The sequence below is a fragment of the Stenotrophomonas sp. GD03958 genome (assembly GCF_029839005.1).
Taxonomy (GTDB): Bacteria; Pseudomonadota; Gammaproteobacteria; order Xanthomonadales; family Xanthomonadaceae; genus Stenotrophomonas; species Stenotrophomonas hibiscicola.
Genome location: NZ_JAOBZT010000081.1, coordinates 1 through 17,069 on the forward strand (window position 1 = coordinate 1; position 17,069 = coordinate 17,069).

Below are 17,069 nucleotides of genomic sequence, written 5' to 3' on the forward strand. Positions count from 1 at the left end.
GCAAGCGCCCGAACGCACAGCCGCTAGCGGCTGGGCCGGCCTGGGGGTTTACGGCGTCCCCCACCATCCCCACCCGCCCGGCCAAGCCCGCCAATCCAACTGGGCTTTCCGCGACCAACCCAACCAAACCCCCGCCACGAGGGGCTGCGCCGTTGGCTGAAAATCCATGTAACCGCTTACAAGGAAACGGATTTTTGCCGCAGCGGGTATCATGACCGGCTGACTTCATACAGGAGCCACCCGCTCATGCGCCGCAAGATCGTCGCCGGAAACTGGAAGCTGCATGGCAGCCGTCAATTCGCCAATGAACTGCTGGGGCAGGTGGCTGCCGGGCTGCCGCTGGAGGGGGTGGACGTGGTGATCCTGCCGCCGCTGCCCTACCTGGGGGAGCTGGTCGAGGACTTCGGCGAGACCGGCCTGGCCTTCGGCGCGCAGGACGTGAGCAGCAACGAGAAGGGCGCCTACACCGGCGAGGTCTGCGCGGCCATGCTGGTCGAGGTTGGGGCCCGCTATGGCCTGGTCGGCCATTCCGAGCGCCGCCAGTACCACCATGAGAGCAGCGAGCTGGTCGCGCGCAAGTTCGCCGCCGCCCAGCACGCCGGCCTGGTGCCGGTGCTGTGCGTGGGCGAGACCCTGGAACAGCGCGAGGCCGGGCAGACCGAAGCGGTCATCGCCAGCCAGCTGGCGCCGGTGCTGGAGCTGGTCGGCGCGGCAGGTTTCGCCAATGCTGTGGTCGCCTACGAGCCGGTCTGGGCCATCGGTACCGGCCGTACCGCCAGCAAGGAACAGGCACAGCAGGTGCACGCGTTCATCCGTGGCGAAGTCGCGCGCATCGATGCTAGAATCGCTGATTCACTGCCCATTGTTTACGGCGGTAGCGTGAAGCCCGACAATGCCGGGGAACTGTTCGCGCAGCCGGATGTCGATGGTGGGCTGGTCGGCGGCGCCTCCCTGGTGGCCGCGGACTTCCTGGCCATCGCACGGGCGGCGGCCGCGAACTAATCCTAGAAGTATTGTCCGAGGGCGGTTTCCAATGCTGATGTTGATCCTCAATGTCGTCTACGTGCTGGTCGCTGTGGCCATGATCGCGCTGATCCTGATGCAGCGTGGCTCGGGTGCGGCGGCAGGTTCGGGCTTTGGTGCTGGTGCCTCGGGCACGGTGTTCGGTGCGCGCGGCGCCTCGAACTTCCTGTCCAAGTCGACCAAGTGGCTGGCCGTGGTGTTCTTCGGCATCAGTCTCTTCATGGCCTGGTATGCCGGTCACGGCAGCCGCCCGGCGGCCGACCAGGATCTGGGCCTGATGTCCGCCCCGGCGGCCAGCGCGCCGGCGGCTCCGGCGGGCGAACTGCCGGCCGTTCCGAAGGCCGATGCGGTCCCGGCCGCCCCGGTTCCGGCGGCGAATGTGCCGGCTCAGGCGGAATCTTCGGTTTCTGGTGAAGAAAAGCCTTCGGAAGGCTCCCAGAAACACTGAAGCCGGTTACAATACGCGGCGCATCGGGAAGATAGTCTGATGTGATCGTTTGCCCAGGTGGCGGAATTGGTAGACGCACTACCTTGAGGTGGTAGCGACGCAAGTCGTAGGGGTTCGAGTCCCCTCTTGGGCACCATTTGTAAGTAAAGCGGGTTCGTCTGGCGCGCAAGGCGCCAGGCAGATTCCCGTCCACTCCCCCATGCCAAAGCGCCTGCAGGCGCGGCGGCAGAGGCAAGAGAGAATCGCTGTGCTGGCCGAATATTTGCCGTCTCTGCTGTTTCTGATCGTTGCCACCGGTATCGGCGTTACGCTGATGCTGGTTGGTCGATTCCTCGGTCCCCGCCGCCCCGATCTGGAAAAGCTCTCGCCGTACGAGTGCGGCTTCGAGGCCTTCGAAGACGCGCGCATGAAGTTCGATGTGCGCTACTACCTGATCGCGATCCAGTTCATCGTCTTCGACCTGGAAATCATCTTCATCGTGCCGTGGACCCAGGTCTTCATGGAACTGGGCGCCCGCTCGCTCATCACCATGGGCCTGTTCGTTGGCATGCTGTTCCTCGGTTTCATTTACGTCTGGAAGAAGGGAGCGCTGGAATGGGAGTGATTCAGACTCTCGATGGCCTCATGAACAACCCCACGCCGGAAGGCCGGGTTGATGACATCCTGCGGCCGGAAGGCGACAACCCGCTGCTGGAGAAGGGCTTCGTCACTACCAGCGTCGATGCACTGCTGAACTGGGCGCGCACCGGCTCGATGTGGCCGATGACCTTCGGCCTGGCCTGCTGCGCCGTCGAGATGATGCACGCCGGTGCCGCGCGCCTGGACCTCGACCGCTACGGCGTGGTGTTCCGCCCGTCGCCGCGTCAGTCCGACGTGATGATCGTGGCCGGCACCCTGGTCAACAAGATGGCCCCGGCGCTGCGCAAGGTCTACGACCAGATGCCGGACCCGAAGTGGGTCATCTCGATGGGTAGCTGCGCCAACGGTGGCGGCTACTACCACTACTCCTATTCTGTGGTGCGCGGCTGTGATCGCGTGGTGCCGGTGGACGTCTACGTCCCGGGCTGCCCGCCGACCGCCGAGGCGCTGGTGTACGGGATCCTGCAGCTGCAGAAGAAGATCTGGCGTACACAGACCATCGCCCGCTGACCCCTTCACCTGACAAGAGCGCGCCAAGCCCCCATGGCAGAGCAAGCATCCTTCATCGACCGACTGTCCGCACGTTTCGCTGGTGCGAAGGTCATCGTGGTCGAACCCCGCGGCGAAGTGACGCTGGAAGTGCCTGCCGCCGAGTGGCACGCCACCGCCCTGGCGCTGCGTGACGAGTTTGGTTTCGAGCAGGCCGTGGATCTGTGCGGCGTCGACTACCTCGGCTACGGCTCCGACGAGTGGGACACCGCCGATGTGTCCTCGCAGGGCTTCAGCCGTGGCGTCGAAGGCAAGGCCCAAGGCCGCTTCGCGTGGGGCGAGTTCCCCACCGAGGAAAACGGTGCCGACGGTGCCCGCCCGCAGCACATGCCGACCCAGCGCTTCGCCGTGGTCGCCCAGCTGCGTTCGTACCAGCACAACCTGATGATGCACCTGCGCTGCTTCGCCCCTGACGAAGCGCTGCCGGTGGTGTCCTCGCTGACCGGCATCTGGCCGGGCCTGAACTGGTTCGAGCGCGAAGCGTTCGATCTGTACGGCGTGATCTTCGAAGGCCACCCGGACCTGCGCCGGATCCTGACCGACTACGGTTTCGTCGGCCATCCGTTCCGCAAGGATTTCCCGCTGATCGGCAATGTCGAAGTCCGCTACGACGAAGAAAAGAAGCGCGTGATCTACGAACCGGTCACCTCGGTGGAGCCGCGTGTCGGCGTGCCGCGCGTGATCCGCGACGACGCCCGTCTGCAGACCGCAGAAGGTGAGCGCGCGCAGGAGGCAGTGAAGTGAGCCACGTACACCAGGCTGGCGAAGCGTTCGCCAGCAACGCCGCCGAAAGCCGGCAGGAAATCCGCAACTACACCATGAACTTCGGCCCGCAGCATCCGGCCGCTCACGGTGTGCTGCGCCTGATCCTGGAAATGGACGGTGAAACCATCATGCGCGCCGACCCGCACGTGGGTCTGCTGCACCGTGGTACCGAAAAGCTGGCCGAGTCCAAGCCGTTCAACCAGTCGATCGGCTACATGGATCGCCTGGATTACGTGTCGATGATGTGCAACGAGCACGCCTACGTGCGCGCGATCGAGACCCTGATGGGCATCGAGGCGCCGGAGCGTGCCCAGTACATCCGCACCATGTACGATGAAATCACCCGCATCCTCAACCACCTGATGTGGCTGGGCTCCAACGCGCTCGACCTGGGCGCGATGGCGGTGATGCTGTACGCCTTCCGCGAACGCGAAGAGCTGATGGACTGCTACGAAGCGGTTTCCGGCGCGCGCATGCACGCGGCGTACTACCGTCCGGGCGGTGTCTACCGCGACCTGCCGGACCACATGCCGAAGTACAAGGAATCGCGCTGGCACAAGGGCAAGGCGCTGAAGCAGCTCAATGCTTCGCGCGAAGGCTCGCTGCTGGACTTCCTGGAGAACTTCACCGTCGAGTTCCCCAAGCGCATCGACGAATACGAAACCCTGCTGACCGACAACCGTATCTGGAAGCAGCGTACCGTCGGCATCGGCGTGGTCACTCCCGAGCTGGCCCATCAGTGGGGCATGACCGGCGTGATGCTGCGCGGCTCGGGCATTGCCTGGGACCTGCGCAAGAAGCGTCCGTACGCCAAGTACGATGCCGTCGATTTCGACATCCCGCTGGGCAAGGAAGGTGACTGCTACGACCGCTACCTGGTCCGCGTTGCCGAAATGCGCGAATCCAACCGCATCATCAAGCAGTGCGTGGCGTGGCTGAAGGCCAACCCGGGCCCGGTGATGGTGAAGAACTTCAAGGTCGCTCCGCCCAGGCGCGAGGACATGAAGGACGACATGGAAGCGCTGATCCACCACTTCAAGCTGTTCAGCGAAGGCTACTGCGTACCGGCCGGCGAGACCTACTCGGCGGTGGAGGCCCCGAAGGGCGAGTTCGGCTGCTACCTGGTCTCCGATGGCGCCAACAAGCCGTTCCGCGTGCACCTGCGCGCGCCGGGCTTCGCCCACCTGTCCTCGATCGATTCGGTCGTGCGCGGCCACATGCTGGCCGACGTGGTGGCGATGATCGGTACCTACGACCTGGTGTTCGGCGAGGTTGACCGGTAATGCCGTCCGCTACGCCAACGCCCGCTGCAGGCAGCCGGCGCAAGCCGGCGCCGCAGTTTCTGGAATTTCACGTTATGCATTTCGCTGAGGTCGGCCGATGAAGGCGACAGGTAATTTCGAGGCGGCGCGCGACGTCGACCCGATGGTGGTGCTGAGCGACAAGACCCGCGCTCACATCGATCACTGGCTGTCCAAGTTCCCGCCGGATCGCAAGCGCTCTGCCGTGCTGCAGGGCCTGCATGCGGCCCAGGAGCAGAACCAGGGCTGGCTGACCGACGAGCTGATCGCCGCCGTGGCCAAGTACCTGGACCTGCCGCCGGTCTGGGCCTACGAGGTCGCCAGCTTCTACTCGATGTTCGAGACCGAGAAGGTGGGCCGCAACAACGTGGCCATCTGCACCAACATCAGCTGCTGGCTCAATGGCGCCGAAGACATCGTGCGCCACTGCGAGAAGAAACTGGGCATCAAGCACGGTGAATCGACCCCGGATGGCCGCGTCTACCTCAAGCGCGAGGAAGAGTGTCTGGCCGGCTGCGGCGGCGCACCGATGATGGTCATCAACGGTCACTACCATGAGCGTCTGACCCTGGAAAAGGTCGACGAGCTGCTGGACGGGCTGGAGTAAGGGCATGGCACATCACCACGAATCCAAGGGTCCGGTCGGCCCCGCGCCGCTGCCGCACCAGGTGGTCTACACCACCCTGCATTACGACACCCCGTGGTCGTACGAAAGCTACCTGAAGACCGGTGGTTACGCCGCCCTGCGCAAGATCCTCGAAGAGAAGATCCCGCCGGAGCAGGTCATCGAGATGGTCAAGGCCTCGGGCCTGCGCGGCCGCGGTGGCGCAGGCTTCCCGACCGGCCTGAAGTGGTCCTTCATGCCCAAGGGCAACATGCAGAAGTACATCCTCTGCAACTCGGACGAATCCGAGCCGGGCACCTGCAAGGACCGCGACATTCTGCGCTACAACCCGCACTCGGTGGTGGAGGGCATGGCGATCGCCTGCTACGCCACCGGTTCGACCGTGGGCTACAACTACCTGCGCGGTGAATTCCACCACGAGCCGTTCGAGCACTTCGAGCAGGCCCTGGCCGACGCCTATGCGAACGGCTGGCTGGGCAAGAACATCCTCGGCAGCGGCGTGGACATCGACATCTACGGTGCGCTGGGCGCCGGCGCCTACATCTGCGGTGAAGAAACCGCGCTGATGGAATCGCTGGAAGGCAAGAAGGGCCAGCCGCGCTACAAGCCGCCGTTCCCGGCAAACTTCGGCCTCTACGGCAAGCCGTCGACGATCAACAACACCGAAACCTACGGTTCGGTGCCGGCGATCATCCGCAACGGCCCGGAGTGGTTCAAGGGCCTGAGCCTGACCGCCAACGGCGGCCCGAAGTGCTTCTCGGTGTCCGGCTGCGTGCAGAACGGCGGCAACTTTGAAGTACCGCTGGGCACCACCTTCGACGACCTGCTGGAAATGGCCGGTGGCCTGCGTCCGGGCCGCAAGCTCAAGGGCGCGATTCCGGGCGGCGTGTCGATGCCGGTGCTGACCGCGGCCGAGCTGAAGGGCCTGCCGATGGACTACGACACCATCCGTGCGCTGGGCTCCGGCCTGGGTTCGGGGGCCATCGTGGTGCTCGACGACAGCGTCTGCTGCGTCAAGTTCGCCTGCCGCATCAGCCAGTTCTTCCACAAGGAATCGTGCGGCCAGTGCACGCCGTGCCGTGAAGGTACCGGCTGGATGCACCGCGTGCTGGAGCGCATCGTCGCCGGCAAGGCCACGATGGAAGACCTGCACCAGCTGAAGGCGGTGGCCGGCCAGATCGAAGGCCACACCATCTGTGCGTTCGGTGAAGCGGCTGCATGGCCCATCCAGGGCTTCCTGCGCCAGTTCTGGGACGAATTCGAGTACTACATCGTCAACGGTCATTCGATGGTTGACGGCAAGAAGGTGGAGGCAGCCGCCGCATGAGCGCGCAACCCGTAAACCCGAACGTGCCACCAGACCACGTGACCATCGAGATCGATGGCAAGTCGCTGGTCGTGCCCAAGGGTTCGATGATCATCCAGGCGGCCGACAAGGCCGGCATTCCGATTCCGCGCTTCTGCTACCACGAGAAGCTGCCGATCGCCGCCAACTGCCGCATGTGCCTGGTGGACGTGGAGAAGTCGCCGAAGCCGGCGCCGGCCTGCGCTACCCCGGTGATGGACGGCATGAAGGTCGCCACCCGCAGTGAGAAGGCACTGAAGTTCCAGCGCTCGGTGATGGAGTTCCTGCTCATCAACCATCCGCTGGACTGCCCGATCTGCGATCAGGGCGGCGAGTGCGAGCTGCAGGACGTATCGCTGGGCTATGGCCGTTCGGTCAGCCGTTTCAACGAGCGCAAGCGCGTGGTGCCGGACGAGGACATGGGGCCGCTGGTGGCCACCGAGATGACCCGTTGCATCCAGTGCACCCGCTGCGTCCGCTTCACCGCCGACGTTGCCGGTACCTACGAACTGGGTGGCATGTACCGCGGTGAGAACCTGCAGATCGGCACCTTCGACGGCAAGCCGCTGACCACCGAGCTGTCGGGCAACGTCGTCGACGTCTGCCCGGTCGGCGCGCTGACCAACAAGGTGTTCCAGTTCCGCGCCCGCCCGTGGGAGCTGACCGCGCGCGAGTCGCTGGGCTACCACGACGCGATGGGTTCGAACCTGTTCCTGCACGTGCGTCGCGGCGAAGTGCTGCGCACCGTGCCGCGCGACAACGAAGCGGTGAACGAGTGCTGGCTGTCCGACCGCGACCGCTACTCGCACCAGGGCCTGTACAGCGAAGACCGCGCGGTCAAGCCGCTGCGCAAGGTCAATGGCGAGTGGAAGGAAGTGAGCTGGGCCGAAGGCCTGGCCGCAGCCGCCGAGATCCTCAAGGCGAACCAGGGCGACAACCTGGGCGTGCTGGTGCATCCGTCGACCTCGAACGAGGAGGGTGCGCTGCTGGCCCGCCTGGCCAAGGGCCTGGGCTCGGGCAACATCGACCACCGCATCAACAACCGCGATTTCTCCGACGCCGCAACCGCCGAAGTGTTCGGCCTGCCGCTGGCCGAGATCGAAGGCGCCGACCGCATCGTCGTCCTGGGCAGCAACATCCGCCACGAACTGCCGCTGCTGCACGCCCGCCTGCGCAAGGCGCAGACCACCAAGGGCGCGAAGATCCACGTCATCAATCCGGTGGACTTCGACTTTGCCTTCAGCATTGCCGGCAAGCAGATCGTCGCACCGTCCAAGTTCGTCGATGCGCTGGCCAGCAGCGAGCTGCGTTCGGCAGTGCAGGGCGGCAACAACACCTTGCTGATCGTCGGTGGCATCGCCGAGAATCACCCGCAGGCTGCCGCGATCCGCGCCGCGGCGCGTGACTTCGCCGCAGCGACCGGTGCCAAGCTGTGCCGCATCCCGCAGGGCGCCAACGCCGTGGGCCTGACCCGCGCCGGCGTGCTGCCGGCCGGCAAGGACGTCGCCGCGATGCTGGCGCAGCCGCGCCAGGCCTACGTGGTGTACGGGCTGGAGCCGGGCCTGGACTTCGCCGATGCACCGGCCGCGCGCAAGGCGCTGGTGGGTGCCCAGGTGGTGGCGTTCAGCCACTTCGCCTGCGCCTCGACCCGCGACGTTGCAGACGTGATCCTGCCGATCGGTGCGCTGCCGGAAATCGATGCCACCCTTACCAACCTCGACGGTCGCGAGCAGTCGGCCCGTGCCGGCGGCAAGCTGCCGGGCGAGGCCCGTGAAGGCTGGCGCGTGCTGCGCGCCCTGGGCGGCGACATGGCGCTGGCCGGTTTCGACTTCACCGACCTGGCCGGACTGCGTGCCAGCCTGGCCCCTGTGTCGGTCAGTATTGCCGCTTCGGCACAGCCGGCGGTTGCCGGTGAAGGCCTGGAAGTGGCTTCGACCGCCGCGATCTACCGCACCGATGCGGTGGTCCGTCGCGCGCCGGCGCTGCAGTCGCATCCGCTCAGCAACGCCCCGCGCATCGTGCTGAACGCTGAAGATGCCGCTCGCCTGCAGCTGCAGGAAGGGCAGATGGCCAAGGTCGGCACCGATGCCGGCAAGGCCACCCTGCCGGTGGTGGTCGACGCCCGCGTCGCAGCGGGTTCGGTCTGGATTGAATCGGGCCACGGCGCGACCGCGCCGCTGGGTGCCGCTCGCGTATCGGTGGTGGCTGCATGAACGAATTGCTGTTGAACGCGGTCGACCCGCTGCACCAGTGGCTGCTGGGCCTCGGTGACATCGGCGCGCTGATCTGGATCATCCTGAAGATCCTGGTGATCGCCGTTCCGGTGATCATCTCGGTGGCCTTCTACGTGGTCTGGGAACGCAAGCTGATCGGCTGGATGCACGTCCGCCACGGCCCGATGTATGTGGGCATGGGCATCTTCCAGGCCTTCGCCGACGTCTTCAAGCTGCTGTTCAAGGAAGTGGTCCAGCCGAGCAGCGCCAACAAGGCGATCTACCTGCTGGCCCCGCTGATCACCCTGGCCCCGGCCTTCGCGGCCTGGTCGGTGGTCCCCTTCGATTCGCAGATCGTGCTGTCCAACGCCAACGCCGGCCTGCTGTACCTGCTGGCGATGACCTCGCTGGGCATCTACGGCATCATCCTGGCCGGCTGGGCGTCCAACTCGAAGTACGCGTTCCTGGGTGCGATGCGCGCCTCGGCACAGATGATCAGCTACGAAATCGCCATGGGCTTTGCCCTGGTCGGCGTGATGATCGCCTCGGGCAGCCTGAACCTGAGCAACATCGTGATGGCGCAGGCCGGCAGTTCCGGCTTCTTCGACTGGTTCCTGCTGCCTTTGTTCCCGCTGTTCGTCATCTACTGGGTGTCGGGCGTGGCTGAAACCAACCGCGCGCCGTTCGACGTGGTGGAAGGCGAATCGGAAATCGTCGCCGGCCACATGGTCGAGTACTCCGGCGGCGCGTTCGCCCTGTTCTTCCTGGCCGAATACGCGAACATGATCCTGATCAGCTTCCTGATCTCGATCTTCTTCCTCGGCGGCTGGCTGAGCCCGGTCCAGGGCTGGGTCAACTTCGGCAATGTCTCGCCGCTGGTCGACTGGATCTGGAAGGGCGGTGCACCGTGGTTGTTCGTCAAGGTGTTCTTCTTCGCCAGTGCCTACATCTGGTTCCGTGCCAGCTTCCCGCGCTTCCGCTACGACCAGATCATGCGCCTGGGCTGGAAGGTCTTCATCCCGCTGGCCATTCTGTGGATCGCGGTTACCGCCGTCATGGTGTTCTTCGGCGTGATTCAAAAGGGCGTCTAAAGTGATGAACAGGATTACCCATTACTTCAAGAGCCTGCTGCTGCTCGAACTGCTGGCGGGCCTCTGGCTGACGCTGAAGTACAGCTTCAAGCCGAAGTACACGATGATGTACCCGATGGAGAAGTTCCCGCAGTCGCCGCGCTTCCGTGGCCTGCACGCGCTGCGCCGTTACCCCAACGGCGAAGAGCGCTGCATTGCCTGCAAGCTGTGCGAAGCGGTCTGCCCGGCGCTGGCCATCACCATCGACTCGGCCAAGCGCGAGGACGGAACCCGCCGCACCACGCGCTACGACATCGACCTGTTCAAGTGCATCTTCTGCGGCTTCTGCGAGGAAAGCTGCCCGGTGGACTCGATCGTCGAAACCCACATCCTCGAGTACCACTTCGAGAATCGTGGCGAAAACATCGTTACCAAGCCGCAGCTGCTGGCCCTGGGCGACCGTCTCGAAAACGAGATCGCCGAGCGTCGTGCCGCCGATGCCGCTTACCGCTGAGGTCGAGAGATGGATTGGGTAAATATCGCTTTCTGGGTGTTCGCCATCGCGGCAACGGTTTCGGCCGGTGCGGTGATCAGCGTGCGCAACCCGGTTCACGCCGTGCTCTGCCTGGTGCTGACCTTCTTCTCCATTGCCTGCGTGTGGCTGCTGGTGGGCGCCGAGTTCCTCGGTGTGGCGCTGGTGCTGGTCTACGTCGGCGCGGTGATGGTGCTGTTCCTGTTCGTGGTGATGATGCTGGACATCGACCCCACCAAGCTGCGTGAGGGCTGGGTGCGCTACCTGCCGGTCGGCCTCATCGTCGCCGTCGCGATGCTGGTGCAGATGCTGATCCTGATCGGCGTCAAGGCGCGTTCGGCCACGCCGTTCCCGGCCGACAACGCCGCTGCGGTCGCCGCCGACACGTCCAACATCACCTGGCTGGCGCGCACGTTGTTCACCGAGTACCTGCTTCCGTTCGAGTTCGCCGCCGTCATCCTGACCGTGGCCGTGGTTGCTGCCGTGATGCTGACCCTGCGTCGCCGCACCGGCGTCAAGAGCCAGAACCCGAGTGAGCAGACCATGGTCAAGGCCGGCCAGCGTCTGCGCATGGTCAAGATGGGTGCCGAGGCCCCGGTCGTGCACAGCAACAGCAAGCCGGCCACCGGCGAGGAGACCCAGCCGTGATTACCCTTGGCCACATCCTTGCGCTTGGCGCGGTGCTGTTCGCCATCAGCCTGGCCGGCATCTTCCTCAACCGGAAGAACGTCATCGTCCTGCTGATGTCGATCGAACTGATGCTGCTGTCGGTGAACATCAACTTCGTCGGCTTCTCGCGCCAGCTGGGCGATCCGTCCGGCCAGCTGTTCGTGTTCTTCATCCTGACCGTCGCCGCCGCGGAAGCCGCCATCGGCCTGGCGATCCTGGTGACCCTGTTCCGTACCCGCCGCACGATCAATGTCGGCGAAGTCGATTCGTTGAAGGGCTGATCCACAGATGGAAATCACTCTCTCCAAGAGTCTGTTGATCGCAGTGGTGCTCGCACCGCTGTTCGGCAGCATCATCGCCGGCCTGTTCGGTCGCCAGGTCAAGCGCTTCGGCGCGCAGACCATCACCATCCTCGGCGTCGCGGTGGCCTGCGGCCTGTCGATGTACACGTTCTACCAGTTGATGTGGGGCGGCGCGCAGCCGTTCAACCAGAACATCTACACGTTCTTTGAAGTCGGCCAGTATTCGGCGCACGTCGGCTTCATGGTCGACAAGCTGACCGCGATGATGATGGTGGTGGTGACCTTCGTGTCGCTGCTGGTCCACATCTACACGATCGGCTACATGCAGGACGACCCGGGCTACCAGCGCTTCTTCAGCTACATCTCGCTGTTCACCTTCTCGATGCTCACCCTGGTGATGAGCAACAATTTCCTGCAGCTGTTCTTCGGCTGGGAAGCGGTGGGCCTGGTGTCGTACCTGCTGATCGGCTTCTGGTTCAAGCGCCCGACCGCGATCTTCGCCAACATGAAGGCGTTCCTGGTCAACCGCGTCGGTGACTTCGGCTTCCTGCTGGGCATCGCCGGCGTGCTGTGGGTGTTCGGCACCCTGGACTACTCGCAGGTGTTCTCGCAGGCCGGCATGCTGGCTGACCCGCGCGCCCAGCTGCAGATCTGGGACGGCACCATCCTGGGCATGCAGCTGCTGAACGAGCCGGTGATCTGGTCGATCGCCACCGTCATCTGCATCTGCCTGTTCATTGGTGCCATGGGCAAGTCGGCCCAGGTCCCGCTGCATGTGTGGCTGCCGGACTCGATGGAAGGCCCGACCCCGATCTCGGCACTGATCCACGCCGCGACGATGGTGACAGCCGGTATCTTCATGGTCACCCGCATGTCACCGCTGTTCGAGCTGTCGCAGACCGCGCTGAACTTCGTGCTGTTCATCGGTGCCACCACCGCGTTCTTCACCGGCCTGATCGGCATCGTGCAGAACGACATCAAGCGCGTCGTCGCGTATTCCACGCTGTCCCAGCTGGGCTACATGACGGTTGCACTGGGCGTGTCGGCCTATTCGGCCGCCGTGTTCCACCTGATGACCCACGCCTTCTTCAAGGCCCTGCTGTTCCTGGGCGCCGGCTCGGTCATCATCGCGATGCACCACGAGCAGGACATGCGCAAGATGGGCGGCCTGCGCAAGTACATGCCGATCACCTTCATCACCATGTGGATCGGTACCCTGGCGCTGGTGGGTACGCCGTTCTTCTCCGGCTTCTACTCGAAGGACACCATCATCGAGGCGGCCGAGCTGCACGCGCACCTGTCCAACAACTGGGTGGCCACCTACGGCTACTGGGCCGTACTGGGCGGCGTGATCGTCACCAGCTTCTACAGCTTCCGCCTGCTGTTCCTGACCTTCCATGGCAAGGAACGATTCCGCGACACGCATGATGACCACGCGCATGGCCATGGCCATGACGAGCACCATGCCGCCGACGCCCACCACGGCGATGCGCATCACGACGACCACGGCCATGGCCACGGTCCTCATGAGCCGCACGAAACCCCGTGGGTGGTGACCCTGCCGCTGATCCTGCTGGCCATCCCTTCGATCGCCATCGGCTTCTTCAGCATCGGTCCGATGCTGTATGGCACCGACTGGGCCGGCCACCACGCGCACGACGCCATCAAGGGACAGGCGCATACGTTCTTCACCGGCATCGTGGACTTCTACGATCCGGCCAAGAACACCATCGGCTTCCTGGGCGAGGAGTTCCATGGCCCGGTCGCGTTCGCGCTGCACGGCATGATGGCGCCGGCGTTCGTGCTGACCGTTGCGGGCTTCCTGCTGGCCGCACTGTTCTACCTGTGGAAGCCGGACCTGTCGGGCAAGGCCCGCAAGACCTTCGCTCCGCTGGTTTCGGTGCTGGAAAACAAGTACGGCTTCGACAAGCTGTGGATCGATGGCTTTGCCGGTGGCAGCGTCAAGCTGGGCAAGGTCTCGCGCTGGATCGACAGCAACATCGTCGACGGCGTGGTCAATCTCTCGGCACGTGTTGTGGACGTCGCAGCCGGCGTGCTGCGTCGTACCCAATCCGGTTTCCTCTATCACTACGCCTTCGCGATGATCATCGGCCTGATTGCCCTGCTGGGCGTGCTGATGCATTACCTGCGTTGATGACCTGTACGGAATAAGAAGACGTGTCGAACTGGCCTCTACTCAGTGTCCTCATCTGGCTGCCGATCATCGGTGGTGCCCTGATTCTTGCGATCCGTGATGCGCAGACCGCCCGCTGGGCGTCGCTGGGCGTAGCGGTGCTGACGTTCGTGGCGAGCCTCTCGCTGCTGAGCGGCTACAACGCGGGCGTCGACGGTCTGCAGTTCGTCGAGACCCACGCCTGGATCCCGGCGTACAAGATCGGCTACAACCTGGGCGTGGACGGCATTGCCGTGGCGCTGATCCTGCTGACCACCCTGGTCAGCGTGCTTGCCCTGATCGGCGCCTGGAGCGCCATCGACAAGCGCGTGAACCAGTACGTGGCGGCCTTCCTTATCCTGGAAGGCGTCACCGTGGGCATCTTTGCTGCGACGGACGCGATGCTGTTCTACGTGTTCTTCGAAGCGATGCTGATCCCGATGTTCCTGATCATCGGTGTCTGGGGCGGCCCGCGCCGCATCTACGCCGCGCTGAAGTTCTTCCTGTACACCTTCCTCGGCTCGGTGCTGATGCTGGTGGCGCTGATCTACCTGTACATGAAGGGCGGCAGCTTCCAGCTGGCCGACCTGTACGCACTGCCGCTGTCGGCCAAGGAACAGACCTGGATCTTCTTCGCCTTCCTGATCGCCTTCGCGGTCAAGGTGCCGATGTTCCCGGTCCACACCTGGCTGCCGGATGCCCACGTGGAAGCGCCGACCGCCGGTTCGGTGATCCTGGCCGCGATCGCCCTGAAGATCGGTGGCTACGGCTTCCTGCGCTTCAACCTGCCGATCGTTCCGGACGCGTCGCAGGAATGGGCCTGGCTGGTGATCGCGTTGTCGCTGATCGCAGTGATCTATGTCGGCCTGGTCGCCCTGGTGCAGGACGACATGAAGAAGCTGATCGCCTACTCGTCGATCGCGCACATGGGCTTTGTCACCCTCGGCACCTTCATCGCCCTGTGGCTGGTGCGTGAAGCCGGCAACGCCGATGCCGCCCGCCTGGGCCTGCAGGGCGCCATGGTGCAGATGATCTCGCACGGCTTCGTGTCCGGCGCCATGTTCTCCTGCGTCGGCGTGCTGTACGACCGCATGCACAGCCGCCGCATCGCCGATTACGGCGGCGTGGTCAACGTGATGCCGTGGTTCGCCACCTTCGCCATGCTGTTCTTCATGGCCAATGCTGGCCTGCCGGGTACCAGCGGTTTCGTCGGCGAGTTCATGGTCATCCTCTCGGCCTTCCAGCGTAATCCGTGGATCGCCCTGGGCGCGGCCACCACCCTGATCATCGGCGCCGCCTACACCCTGTGGCTGTACAAGCGCATCTTCTTCGGCGAAGTGGCCAACAGCCATGTGGCCGAACTGAAGGACATCAACGGCCGCGAATGGCTGGTGCTGGGCGTGTTCGCCATCGGCGTGCTGGCCCTGGGCATCTACCCCAAGCCGCTGACCGACCTGATGGAGCCCTCGATCGCGAAGCTGGCGATGCAGATCGCATCCAGCAAGCTGCTGTAATTCCAGGATTTGATGATGACCACCTCGCCGCTGCTGCCATTGACCGCCGCTGACCTGCCACCGCTCGCTCCCGAGCTGGTGCTGATCGGCAGCGCCTTCGCCCTGATGATCCTCGACCTGTTCGTCAGCAACCGGAACAAGATCGTCACCCACCTGTTCGCGCTCGCTGCGCTGGCCGTGGTGCTGTTCATGCTGGCCACCGGCGTGGGCGGGCAGGGGGAGGTCTTCCATGGCATGTTCGTGCGCGATACCGCCGCGGACGTGATGAAGACCGGGATCGTGCTGCTCAGCGGCCTGACCCTGATCTACGGCTGGCGCTACCTGCGTGACCGCAACCTGTTCCAGGGCGAGATCCCGGTGCTGATCCTGTTCGGTACCGCCGGCATGATGATCCTGGTCTCGGCCGGCAGCCTGCTGATGGTCTACCTGGGCCTGGAGCTGCTGGCGCTGTGCTCCTACGCCCTGGTCGCCAGCAACCGTGAAAACGGCCTGGCCTCGGAAGCGGCGATGAAGTACATCGTGCTGGGCTCGCTGGCCTCGGGCCTGCTGCTGTACGGCATGTCGCTGATCTACGGCGCCACCGGCAGCCTGCACCTGGACGTCATCCGCGATGCCATCCCGCACTCGGAAGAGCGCGTGCTGCTGATCACCGGTGCGGTGTTCATGATCGCCGGCGTCGCCTTCAAGCTGGGCGCCGCGCCGTTCCACATGTGGCTGCCGGACGTCTACCAGGGTGCCCCGGCACCGATCGCGCTGTTCATCAGCTCGGCGCCGAAGCTGGCGGCCTTCGGCATGGCCTACCGCCTGCTGGAAATGGGCGTGGGGCCGCTGTCGACCGAGCTGCAGCTGCTCATTGCCGGCCTGGCCGCAGTCTCGCTGGTCATCGGCAACCTGATGGCCATCGCGCAGAGCAACCTCAAGCGAATGCTGGCGTTCTCCACCGTCTCGCACATCGGCTTCCTGCTGATGGGCATCGCCGGTGGCGGCGCGCAGGGCTATGCCGCCGCGCTGTTCTACGCACTGGCCTACGCCATCATGTCGACCGCTGCCTTCGGTGCGATCATCGCCCTGTCGCGCGCCGGTTTCGAAGCCGAGAACATCGAGGACTTCAAGGGGCTCAACGCCCGCAATCCGTGGATGGCCGGCCTGGTGCTGTGCATCATGGCGTCGCTGGCCGGCATCCCGCCGTTCCTGGGGTTCTGGACCAAGCTGGCGGTGCTGGGCGCGGCCGTCAACGGCGGCCTGCTGTGGCTGGCCATCCTTGGCGTGCTGTGCGCCGTGGTGGGCTGCTTCTACTACCTGCGCGTCATCAAGGTCATGTACTTCGATGAGCCGGTGGGCGAGGCCATGCCGCGCAGCAACGACCGCGTGCTGGGCCTGGTGCTGGGCGTGAACGCGCTGGCACTGCTGGCGCTGGGCCTTGCCTGGAACCCGATCATGGTCTGGTGCCAGCAGGCATTTGCGCATCTTGCATAAAAATTGACACAAAGCTGCGCGATTCGTGTAATATGCGCAGCCTGAGTTGTCACTGCAGCGGTTCAGCCAGAACATCGTTGCGGTAGCCGTCCTCGAAAGAGCGCGGCAGCAGTTCAAACACTTCCGGTGCGGGGTGGAGCAGTCTGGCAGCTCGTCGGGCTCATAACCCGAAGGTCGCAGGTTCAAATCCTGCCCCCGCTACCAACGTCGGATCGGCGCCAACCGATTTGATGAATGAGGGAAAGCTTGCATGTTTCGAAGCAATCGCTCATAATTCCGCTCCTGATGCGGGGTGGAGCAGTCTGGCAGCTCGTCGGGCTCATAACCCGAAGGTCGCAGGTTCAAATCCTGCCCCCGCTACCAAGTAAAGAGATCGCCTTCGAAGTCCTCCTTCGAAGGCGTTTTTCTTTGGGCTGGCCCGTTTC

At 64.5% G+C, this 17,069-nt stretch carries 16 protein-coding genes and 3 tRNA genes; all 19 read left to right on the forward strand.

The annotated features are described in order from the left end of the window. Positions 1-246 precede the first annotated feature (246 nt). A complete protein-coding gene (gene tpiA / locus N5C25_RS17840; protein WP_021203422.1) occupies positions 247-1,002 on the forward strand; it encodes a triose-phosphate isomerase in 756 nt (251 codons plus the stop codon). A 31-nt stretch (positions 1,003-1,033) separates the two neighbouring features. Further along, the gene (gene secG / locus N5C25_RS17845; protein ID WP_019660586.1) at positions 1,034-1,471 is read left to right on the forward strand and encodes a preprotein translocase subunit SecG; all 438 of its coding nucleotides are present in this window, start codon (positions 1,034-1,036) and stop codon (positions 1,469-1,471) included. Positions 1,472-1,522: 51 nt separating this feature from the next. Further along, positions 1,523-1,607 (forward strand) — tRNA-Leu (locus tag N5C25_RS17850). Positions 1,608-1,718: 111 nt separating this feature from the next. Further along, positions 1,719-2,075 (forward strand): NADH-quinone oxidoreductase subunit A, encoded by a 357-nt coding sequence (locus N5C25_RS17855; protein ID WP_010486426.1) that lies wholly within the window; start codon positions 1,719-1,721, stop codon positions 2,073-2,075. Then, entirely contained in the window at positions 2,066-2,620 is a 555-nt protein-coding gene (locus tag N5C25_RS17860) for an NADH-quinone oxidoreductase subunit B (RefSeq protein WP_005410463.1), read from the forward strand. Before N5C25_RS17855 ends, N5C25_RS17860 begins: the two co-directional genes overlap by 10 nt. 33 nt (positions 2,621-2,653) lie before the next feature. Next, positions 2,654-3,403 carry an NADH-quinone oxidoreductase subunit C gene (locus N5C25_RS17865; protein WP_005410462.1) on the forward strand — a complete coding sequence of 250 codons (750 nt, stop codon included), beginning with the start codon at positions 2,654-2,656 and terminating at the stop codon, positions 3,401-3,403. Further along, a complete protein-coding gene (locus N5C25_RS17870; protein ID WP_005417935.1) occupies positions 3,400-4,707 on the forward strand; it encodes an NADH-quinone oxidoreductase subunit D in 1,308 nt (435 codons plus the stop codon). Before N5C25_RS17865 ends, N5C25_RS17870 begins: the two co-directional genes overlap by 4 nt. A 97-nt stretch (positions 4,708-4,804) precedes the next feature. After that, the gene (gene nuoE / locus N5C25_RS17875) at positions 4,805-5,332 is read left to right on the forward strand and encodes an NADH-quinone oxidoreductase subunit NuoE (RefSeq protein ID WP_014647867.1); all 528 of its coding nucleotides are present in this window, start codon (positions 4,805-4,807) and stop codon (positions 5,330-5,332) included. 4 nt (positions 5,333-5,336) lie between these two features. After that, positions 5,337-6,677 (forward strand): NADH-quinone oxidoreductase subunit NuoF, encoded by a 1,341-nt coding sequence (nuoF, locus tag N5C25_RS17880; protein WP_005417934.1) that lies wholly within the window; start codon positions 5,337-5,339, stop codon positions 6,675-6,677. Next, positions 6,674-8,908: an NADH-quinone oxidoreductase subunit NuoG gene (nuoG, locus tag N5C25_RS17885; protein WP_279937504.1), complete on the forward strand. Its 2,235-nt coding sequence runs from the start codon at positions 6,674-6,676 to the stop codon at positions 8,906-8,908. The genes nuoF and nuoG overlap by 4 nt, the downstream gene beginning before the upstream one ends. Then, positions 8,905-9,999, forward strand: a complete 1,095-nt coding sequence (nuoH, locus tag N5C25_RS17890) for an NADH-quinone oxidoreductase subunit NuoH (protein WP_227845067.1) — start codon at positions 8,905-8,907, stop codon at positions 9,997-9,999. Before nuoG ends, nuoH begins: the two co-directional genes overlap by 4 nt. A 4-nt stretch (positions 10,000-10,003) precedes the next feature. Beyond that, complete coding sequence (gene nuoI, locus N5C25_RS17895) at positions 10,004-10,492, forward strand: NADH-quinone oxidoreductase subunit NuoI (RefSeq protein WP_005410456.1); 489 nt, start codon at positions 10,004-10,006, stop codon at positions 10,490-10,492. A gap of 9 nt (positions 10,493-10,501) precedes the next feature. Then, complete coding sequence (locus N5C25_RS17900; protein WP_279937505.1) at positions 10,502-11,158, forward strand: NADH-quinone oxidoreductase subunit J; 657 nt, start codon at positions 10,502-10,504, stop codon at positions 11,156-11,158. After that, positions 11,155-11,460: an NADH-quinone oxidoreductase subunit NuoK gene (nuoK, locus tag N5C25_RS17905; RefSeq protein WP_005417921.1), complete on the forward strand. Its 306-nt coding sequence runs from the start codon at positions 11,155-11,157 to the stop codon at positions 11,458-11,460. The genes N5C25_RS17900 and nuoK overlap by 4 nt, the downstream gene beginning before the upstream one ends. 7 nt (positions 11,461-11,467) lie before the next feature. After that, positions 11,468-13,636 carry an NADH-quinone oxidoreductase subunit L gene (gene nuoL / locus N5C25_RS17910; RefSeq protein WP_019660581.1) on the forward strand — a complete coding sequence of 723 codons (2,169 nt, stop codon included), beginning with the start codon at positions 11,468-11,470 and terminating at the stop codon, positions 13,634-13,636. A gap of 23 nt (positions 13,637-13,659) precedes the next feature. Continuing rightward, positions 13,660-15,168, forward strand: a complete 1,509-nt coding sequence (locus N5C25_RS17915; RefSeq protein WP_019660580.1) for an NADH-quinone oxidoreductase subunit M — start codon at positions 13,660-13,662, stop codon at positions 15,166-15,168. Positions 15,169-15,183: 15 nt separating this feature from the next. Next, positions 15,184-16,644: an NADH-quinone oxidoreductase subunit NuoN gene (gene nuoN / locus N5C25_RS17920; RefSeq protein ID WP_019660579.1), complete on the forward strand. Its 1,461-nt coding sequence runs from the start codon at positions 15,184-15,186 to the stop codon at positions 16,642-16,644. Positions 16,645-16,771: 127 nt separating this feature from the next. After that, a tRNA-Met gene (locus tag N5C25_RS17925) sits at positions 16,772-16,848 on the forward strand. Positions 16,849-16,930: 82 nt separating this feature from the next. Then, positions 16,931-17,007 (forward strand) — tRNA-Met (locus N5C25_RS17930). Positions 17,008-17,069: the final 62 nt, after the last annotated feature.